Annotated in this window: 6 protein-coding genes; all 6 read right to left on the reverse strand. The window is 37.4% G+C overall.

The annotated features are described in order from the left end of the window. Positions 1–17: 17 nt before the first annotated feature. Entirely contained in the window at positions 18–1,394 is a 1,377-nt protein-coding gene (pelG, locus tag ACJML3_RS06000) for an exopolysaccharide Pel transporter PelG (RefSeq protein WP_406021496.1), read from the reverse strand. Next, a complete protein-coding gene (pelF, locus tag ACJML3_RS06005) occupies positions 1,375–2,967 on the reverse strand; it encodes a GT4 family glycosyltransferase PelF (protein WP_406021498.1) in 1,593 nt (530 codons plus the stop codon). The genes pelG and pelF overlap by 20 nt, the downstream gene beginning before the upstream one ends. Further along, entirely contained in the window at positions 2,951–3,928 is a 978-nt protein-coding gene (locus tag ACJML3_RS06010) for a tetratricopeptide repeat protein (protein WP_406021500.1), read from the reverse strand. The genes pelF and ACJML3_RS06010 overlap by 17 nt, the downstream gene beginning before the upstream one ends. Continuing rightward, on the reverse strand, positions 3,897–5,300 hold the full coding sequence (locus ACJML3_RS06015; RefSeq protein ID WP_406021502.1) for a PelD GGDEF domain-containing protein: 1,404 nt from the start codon (positions 5,298–5,300) through the stop codon (positions 3,897–3,899). Before ACJML3_RS06015 ends, ACJML3_RS06010 begins: the two co-directional genes overlap by 32 nt. Before the next feature lie 45 nt (positions 5,301–5,345). Then, entirely contained in the window at positions 5,346–5,864 is a 519-nt protein-coding gene (locus ACJML3_RS06020; protein WP_406021504.1) for a hypothetical protein, read from the reverse strand. 24 nt (positions 5,865–5,888) lie between these two features. Beyond that, a partial coding sequence (locus ACJML3_RS06025; protein WP_406021506.1) for a tetratricopeptide repeat protein occupies positions 5,889–8,596 on the reverse strand: 2,708 nt, incomplete at its 5' end.

Here is an 8,596-nt window from a genome sequence, read left to right on the forward strand (position 1 = left end):
CCGGATCTCAAAATAAACTAGTTTGTTTTCTGTAGCATGAAGGTCTGATATTCAAGATCTCGGAACTGACTGTCTACCTGAATCAGGCCTATTACGGTACACAAGAGCATAGACAGCGTGAATCCATAACCATAGTAAACCGGACCCAAATCAACAGTTATGTATGAGAATACAAGGTTTGTCACTACCATGATTGATGTAAGAATAAGAGCAGAGTAGCGCTTATCAAGGTAGTACATAACATTGAGAATGGACATAACAAGAACCTGTAGGGAAACGCCTACAAGATCTACATAGACCAGGTTTATATATACAAGATCAATGTGCAGGAATTTTAAAATATCCTCTGCAAATACTAAAAGCAGTGCAAGAGTGATACCCTGGATTTTGAAGATTTTGTAAAAACACTTTCTGCAAGAGAGTACCATCTGATCTTTGAATAAAGAGATAGTGTTTAGAGAACCGCCGGTTCTTACTGCATCATAGAATTTTAGACAGTTTTCTGTAAAGTCAGTTTCCATTCTCATGATGAAGACTGCCATACCAGGAACTACTGACAGATATGCAAGGAAGATTGGCAGATCGTAAATATAGGATGCTCTTAAAACATCAAGCTGAGCATAAGATGTTTCTGTTCTGTACCAGAACACAAACTTATCAGCCCAAACACCCATATTGTAGAAAAGACCACAGAATACAAGGGAGAAGAAAACTACCTTTCTATCAAGAAAATCAAAAGCAACGAATCTGTCTCCTGGGAATCTTCTTACAACCTGGAACAAGAATGCGAAAGTTAAGATTGCCTGTGACAGGAAGAAAATAGCTTCAAGTCCAAGTAAAGCAAATGGTGGCAGCAACCATGCTAAGAGCACCATAATGCCGTAGCCTGCAAAGATTGTAAGAACGATTCTGTAGTACTCTTTCATACCACTTAAGAAGATAATTACAATCCACTGATTTGTCAGAAGAACAAAAGAGCCTAGCATGCATATTTTTGTTAATGGCTCAATGCTGTCACACAATGAAAGAACACCAAAACCTACGATTCCTGCAGCTAAGCTTAAAAGCAGCATTACCCCAAAAAGGTTCGGGATAATTCTTTTATCCTCTTTTAAGAACAGAGAATCGGCAACGAATCTTGTAAACAGAATCTGAACAGTACCGCTTAATATAAGCGATCCTGCCATCATGTACGTGACAGATATTAAAAACTGAATGATAAGATAGCTTGGATAAATTACTCCAATACTAATAATACCAATTACAAGCAGCGCAAGAATCGACAATACCCATGGACCTGAGCTGATGATACCTGCAATGCCATAAGCTTCAATGATTGAAGAGAGAGTATCTCTCTTTAGTATTTTCCTAAGCTCAAACCCTATGCCCGCCATTCATGGCCCCCTGATATAAATCCTTATAAGCTTTGTACATCATCTTCTGATCGTATGCACCAAGAACACGTTTTCTGCCGTTATCGCCATATTCTTTCCAGCGATTTGCATCCTTGAGAAGATAGTCAATCATCTGAATTCCCTGAGTTGGATTTGCAATGGATATGATTTCTCCTGCTTTTCCAAGATTTGGCTCTTCTGATTTTGAACCATACAGGATTTCAGAGCATGCTCCAACATTTGTTGCAATACATGGAATACCTGCACACATAGCCTCAAGCAGCACCAGTGGCTGAGCTTCAGAAATTGATGTAAGCATCATTATGCCTATCTTTGGCATAATCTTTGTTACATCCTGATTACCTGTGAATACAATATTGTTTTCAAGTCCAAGACTTGTAACTAGAGCCTCACATTCTTTTACATATTCAGGATCTTCTTCTTTAGGACCTACAATCCATCCTTGAAGATCAGGATAGAAGCTAAGTGCACCTCTGATAGTTCTGATAAAGGTTTTTACATCCTTGATTGATACCACTCTTCCTACAAGTGCAACTACATGAGGAGGAGTTTCTGGTCTTAATGAATAAGCCTCTTCAAAGCGTTCAGTTTTAATTCCGTTAACAACTACAACACTCTTGTCTCTGTCAGCTCCGTCGCTAATCTGTCTTTCTCTGTTACCTTCAAATAGAGCAGTAACCTTGAAAGCTTCCTGATAGGCTGATTTTCCAAGCTGAATAAAGAAATTAATCCAGATCTTTCTTATAAGATCCATTCCTGAGTGCATTGAGATATCAAGAGCATCTGTCTTGTTGCTGATCCATGTGGCAAGAGACAGATCGATTTTTCTTTCCTTTGTATAAATACCATGCTCAGTTAACAGGTATGGTGTATCAGTGATACTGTGTGCAAGTGCTCCAAGAAAACCAGCATAACCTGTTGAAATAGAGTGCAGCACCTTTACTTCAGGAAGATTTACAGCAACCCTGGCTAACTCAATAAGCGGCTGATAAATTGTTCTGTAGGTCCAGAAATAGTCAACAAATGAACCTTCATTGTCAACTTCTTCATATCGTTTTGTAAGAACCTTCCATGAATCCTCACTGTAAAGGAAATTATCAACAGCATTAGGATCGTTTCCGATATTCAAGGCGAATTTTCTTAATAGATCTTTTGGAATTGGCTTTTTAGGATCATCAAAATATGAGATAACCTTTTCCCAAATATCAAAATTATCGCAGCTTGCATTTCTTGCAAGTTTCTTTTCAATTGATGTTTCAGGAAGAATGTAATGCATCTCAAGACCTACAACATTCTTTGGCAGCTCATATGCCATCTTTTTGTAGGTATCTCTTTGTCCACCGATAAAAACAAGGTAGAAAGTATAATCACTCATACCTGTTATGATCTGATGTACCCATGATGATACACCGCCTCTTACAAAAGGATATGTTCCCTCAAGCAGAAGGCAGATATCTGCTTTATGACCTACATTGAAACTGGCATCCTTATTCAGAATGCTGTCATATGCACTTTTGATAGCGCTTTTGTCTGCTTTACTGAACAGTTTCACACCAGTACTCCTTAATCTGTGTTAGTTTACCTGCACCTGATGTTCCAAGAGTGTTTAAAATCTCTCTAACTTTTGCATATTCATGCTTTTTAAAAGCACATTCAGCTAGGTAAGGTAACACCTGTGAGGTCAGCATTCTTGAGTCATAGGCTTTTTTCAGTGCCTCATAGGCCAAATCAGTTTTATCAAGACTTAGATAGATTTTGCCTAAAAGTAGAGAATAATTTGGCTTTGCTTCCAGTCTGATTGCAATTTGACACCATTCAAGAGCCTTGTGAATATAGTGATTGAAAAGAGCACCTTCGGATATTCCAAGGTAGCAAAGCTCCCAGAACTGCTGTGCAATATCAAAAGCTGTATCAGCATTTTCATTGTTCTTAAAGCCTTCTGCTAGGATTTTTATGTTGTCTGTGATCTGCTGTTCTACAGGATCAAGCTGAGAGTAGGCTAAAAGACGAACATCATCAGAAGAATCTCTAAGTGCTATTTTATAGAATGCTATTCTCTGAGCTCTTGGCAGACGTGAAATAGAGGTGATTGCCTCAACTCTTCTGTCAACAGATGGAGAATTTAAGAGAATATCTCTTAAAGCTCCGGTGCCGAATTTTGTATAGAGCATATTTCTAGGATTAGATGGCAGCTCTTCTTTTTTATGCATAATCCAGCTTTTTTCAACCTGATGCAGAGGATTTCTCATAGCATAAACAACAGAAATCAGAATACCGAAAATGCCAAGCAGTGGTACTAGTGAGGTAACTGCCAGCATAAAAAGAAATGATCTTTTATCTGATATTCTTACTTTCTTTGGAACAAAGCTGTTCATGCAGTATGAAAATGCAGCACATGAAATTACATGAATCAGCACAAACCCAGCTGCACTAACTGACAGATCAAAGTAACCTGAAAACAGTGCTACTGACAGAAGTTCACTAATTATACTTAGTACACTTATTAATATCATTTTCGGTCAGTCCAAGTTTTCTAAGCTCTTCATTGAGCAGTTCATTGCCTATGCCTACATCCAAAGGCTCGGTCATTTCAAACTCATCTTCAGCGATTTTGTTTAATCTTAGCTGATTTTTAACTCTGTCACGGTACATCTGAGCCTGAATAAGTGTTGTAAGAGGTAGAAGTACTACAAGAACTTCCTCTCCATCTGTGTTTATACGACGCCAGTAAATATCAGCACCACGTCTTGTTGATATGGTTTTGTCAAAAATTTCAAGAGCCTGCTTAGTCTTACCTTTGCAGAAGATGATTGAGCTCTGTTCACGATGCAGTGTGCTTTGTGTAAATACAAAGTGAAGATATTTCAAGAAGGTGTGCTTTTCTTCTGTCTGAATAACAGGTGCAATTACACCAGATGAAATCATATCGGCAGCATAGTTTACAACCAGGTTTAGAATCGCAAGATTCTGGTCAGTCAGGGTAAAGAATTTAACCTGGCTTGCTACTACACAGGCAATCAGCTTGTCTGAAGAATCCTTTAAAGGAATACAAAGCTGATATTTTGAATTGTGCTCATCATTCTGTGCATTTGCAGGAGAAAGTAAAACCTTATATTCAAGCATATCTTTTAGCATAGGATCGTTTAGATCAATTTCCTGCATTGAACCTAAAGTATATAGAGCCTTTGTTTCTATCTTCTCTTTTTCATTTATTGCATAGAAACCTGCAACCTCAATACCGACAATTTGAGCAAACAGTGTCAGAACAGATGATGCCATATTTTCTAGTCTGGTATGCTGGTCAACACCAACTATTGGATAACGCTCAGAAATCTTCTCAAGTTCACTGATGTTTGAACGAAGACTTACAACCTGACCTGCCATTCTCTGCTCAAGCTGATCGTGGCTTGATCTTAAGGTAAAGTAATTCTGAGTGAAAAGATCAAGCTTTCTTTGCATGAAAGTGAAATCTAGATCGTTTCTGTGTAGTCTTTCTTCCCAGGCATCTCTGAATTCACCTGAAATCATAGCAGCAATAAGAAGACCTACAGCCTTATAGAATGAGAAGGCGTCAAGTATTTGGAAATATTTAAAATAGCCAATGGACATCAGAATGCAAGTTAAAGCACATACAAAGCCGTGAGTAAAACCATAGCGCAGTGCTACAAGCAATACAAAAATCAGAGGCCAGAAAAACTGCTGTTTTTGAGATGTACTGATGATCATTTCTTCAACAGTCTGTTCATCTATGATGTCATAGGCAATACACCATAGAACTGCGCCTATAATTGCAAGAATCAGTGTTTCTGTCCAGGCAACAAGTGGCTGTTTTGAGCCTCTTGTAACAGCTTTATACAATGTATTGAGAATATCTTTTTTGGCCATTTTTATTCCTAAGACAATGTTTGTTTTATTTTGCCGAAAAAAAATTTAGTTGAGTTTCAGATCATCAAGAATGTTTGATACAACAACCTGACCTGAATAATTCAGACTTTCTCTTCCAAAGCCTGAACGTGAGCCGGTTTTTACAAATACACTCTTTTGGTTTGCATCTTTAATTTCAATGGTAACGCTAACTACTGGCTCACCATCAAGACCAGCCTTGTAGTCCCACTCATCAACAGAGCCTGTGATTACATAGTTGTATGAAACATTAGATAACCACTTTAAAGCTTCCTTTCTGTCGTAGTTTTCATCAAGAAGACTCTTTAGATCTTCAGCATCTGAGTTGTTCTCATATAAAACAACTTTTGCTCCCTTCTGTGTCAGTACAGAATTTACGATAGCCTTTACGTTCTGCTCAGCAAGAGGAGTGTTTGAGTGATTAACAAAAGGAATTAAAGCAAATGTAGCATTTTTGCTAGTTTGCATATTGTCTGTTCCTGTATAAGAAGAACATCCAGTTAATAAAGCTACGGCTGCAGCTCCTGTTAAAAGTAGTTTTTTCATATTTTTACCCTGATTTACTTTTAATTAAAATTCCATATAGTAGCCGATACTTACAGAGAAGGCTCTGTCGCCCTGTCTGTCAGCAGACTGAAAACCTGTTCTTACAGAAAGTTCATCATTTGCATTGAATACATTAGTACCTGCACCAAGCTGTAGTGCAGCATCTATCTTCTTTTCTGTAAAGTTATAACCTGTAGATATATCAATCATATATCTAAGTGATGGCATATTGTGACCAGGGACCTGTACTGTTCCGTGTCCAATATTTGTACCAATAGCAACACGCTTGTATTCATTACCAAAGAATGTTCCACTTGTGATAGTGTCGTTTACATATCCATATGTATTAGTTTGAGGATCTAAAAGAACAAGTGATGGTCCGTTATAGCTGTTTGTCTTGTACAGTGGATTGTCCTTTAGAGTATTCTTCTGGTAAATACCTGTCAGATACAGATTCACAAACGGATCATTTAAGAATACAGGAGAAATTACAGTAGCCTCAAGATCATATCCTGAACCTAATGATTCATTGAATCTTGTCTTGTACTTGTGTGTTGTTCCTGAAATTATGAAAGTTTCTCTTCCATAAGGAGTCATTGTAAGCACGAGTCCTACAAAGTTGTCCTTACCAAGAAGACTCATTGCATGAGATAGACTAGAGTGCTGGTTCAAACCACCTCTAGCTTCAATAGAGTAGCGCTCAAAGAATCTGTACATTGCTGATAGCAAAATACCGTTTCTTTGTTTTCCTGCACCATCAGCAATATCTGCACTGATACCTACAGAAAAGTCTTTTTTATCAAAGCTAATGTTTCCTATGAGTCTCTTTTCACTTTCAATTGATTTTCTTGTAAAGCCAGATGGAGTGTCAGATTTCTGATATACAGCACTTAGCATATATTCACCATAGCCATAAGGACCGTGGTAATTAAGTTCACTCTTTTTAAGCCCCCATCTTGCAACGGTTGTATAAAGTGCCTGTAAAGAATGATTCTGTTCTGCCTTGTCAGCAGCTGCAAGTGATCTTAGAGCAGCATCGGACTGCTTGGTGTTTTTACCAATTCTCTTCTTTGCAAAATTATAGGCATCAAGGTTGTGACCAAGCTCTTTCATGCCGTCGTATTTTAGAGGATCTTCAATACCGCTTCCTTTCTCTACATAGTATTCGATCTTTTTGAGATCTTTTGTCTTTAAAGCATATAAGAGTTCTTCATAGTCAGTTTTACTCATTGCGCTGACTGTCTTATTTGCTCTTATATATTGAGCTGCAAGGACATGATTCTCATTTAAAAGATCAGATACATATGCTGAAGCAACATTCTGAGGAACATCTTTTTTCTTAAGCTGAGCTTTTACAATCTTCTTTGCTGTAACAGGGCTCTTGAAGCTATGTACAAGTGATGAAAATGTAAGTTTTGAATCATCAAGAGCTAACAGTTCTTGAATCTTCTTTTTTGCAAGATATTTTCTAATTTTGTATGCTCTTGTACTGTCTCCTGTTTCCTCAAGCAAAGATGCAATAGCAATAAGAGTTACTGTATCGTTATCTGCTTTTGTTGTCAGTGCAAGTTTGTACCAGGTTAATGCGTCCTTTTTAAATCCAACAGTGTCAGCAAGATTTGCTGCAAGAGAGTATGTCTGTGGATTTGTTGCAAAAAGATGTTTGTATTTTTTATAAAGTCTTTTGGCTTCTTGTTTATTGTTGCATGCAAGGGCAACATTGCAAAGTCCATCAATTGCCTCGATGCTGCTAGGATTTATAGATAGCATCTTCTCGTATAGAGCTTTTGCCTGAGAATAATTCTTGTCCTTTACTGCAAGTGCAGCTCTGTATGGGAGAATTCCTATTGAATTGTAGATATCTAAATGTTTTATGCTATCAAGTGTCTTCTTTAAGAATTTCTCATCTTCTGAACTGCCATAGTTTAGAATTTCATACAGAAGGACTTCATCTTTGTTTTTTAGATAGAGTTTTAGTAGTTTATCTGCATTATCTTTGCTGATTTTGTCGATACTCTTTACAAGATAGTATGAGTTTACGTTTTCTGAATCCTTATCCATCAGCATGGTTTGCACTTTTGCACTAAGTTCTCTGTCAGCACATGTCCAAGCAAGTGAGGCTACAGTATTAAGATAGTCATCGTCAGCCTGATTTAACCAGTCTTCAGCATTAATAAGAGCTCTTAGTGCACTGTCATCGTCACCAGACATAATGAATGCATTAGCCGCATATTTTGCTTCATTTGTTTTTAAAGCTCTTAGCTTTGATAACTTGTTATAGCTTTTTATTGTATTCTCATAATCGTTAAGATAGGCATTAAGTCTTAAAATATGAGAATGTAGTTTTGCATTTTTTCTGTCATTTTCAACAAGAGCATTCAGTTTCTCAAGAGTTTTCTGGGTACCGTATGTCTTTTCCTGGGTATCGGCAAAGTCGTCAATATCGCTGTTGTCTAACATTGACTTTTCATACATATAGTCATAGAACACAGAAATATTGATTAAATCGGCTAATGACCTTGATTCATTGATACCTTTTTTTGCATCATCTGCTGTAGCATCGTAATCAAGCATCTGAAGACTAATTTTCTGACAGCCTTCAATATCGCCCATCCATGAGTAGATCTCATGCAGTGAGTCAAGGTATTCCTTCTTCTGATTATTCTTGAACATTTCATCATAAATAAGAGCAGCATCTTTTAGATTTCCCTTATTTATCATGACTTTTGCAA

The sequence above is a fragment of the Succinivibrio sp. genome, assembly GCF_045124615.1.
Lineage (GTDB): Bacteria > Pseudomonadota > Gammaproteobacteria > Enterobacterales > Succinivibrionaceae > Succinivibrio > Succinivibrio faecicola.

Coding starts and splice junctions, on each gene's coding strand:
- ACJML3_RS06015 (WP_406021502.1), bottom strand. CDS start 5,300: ATGGCCAAAAAAGATATTCTCAATACATTGTATAAAGCTGTTACAAGA.
- pelG (WP_406021496.1), bottom strand. CDS start 1,394: ATGGCGGGCATAGGGTTTGAGCTTAGGAAAATACTAAAGAGAGATACT.
- ACJML3_RS06020 (WP_406021504.1), bottom strand. CDS start 5,864: ATGAAAAAACTACTTTTAACAGGAGCTGCAGCCGTAGCTTTATTAACT.
- ACJML3_RS06010 (WP_406021500.1), bottom strand. CDS start 3,928: ATGATATTAATAAGTGTACTAAGTATAATTAGTGAACTTCTGTCAGTA.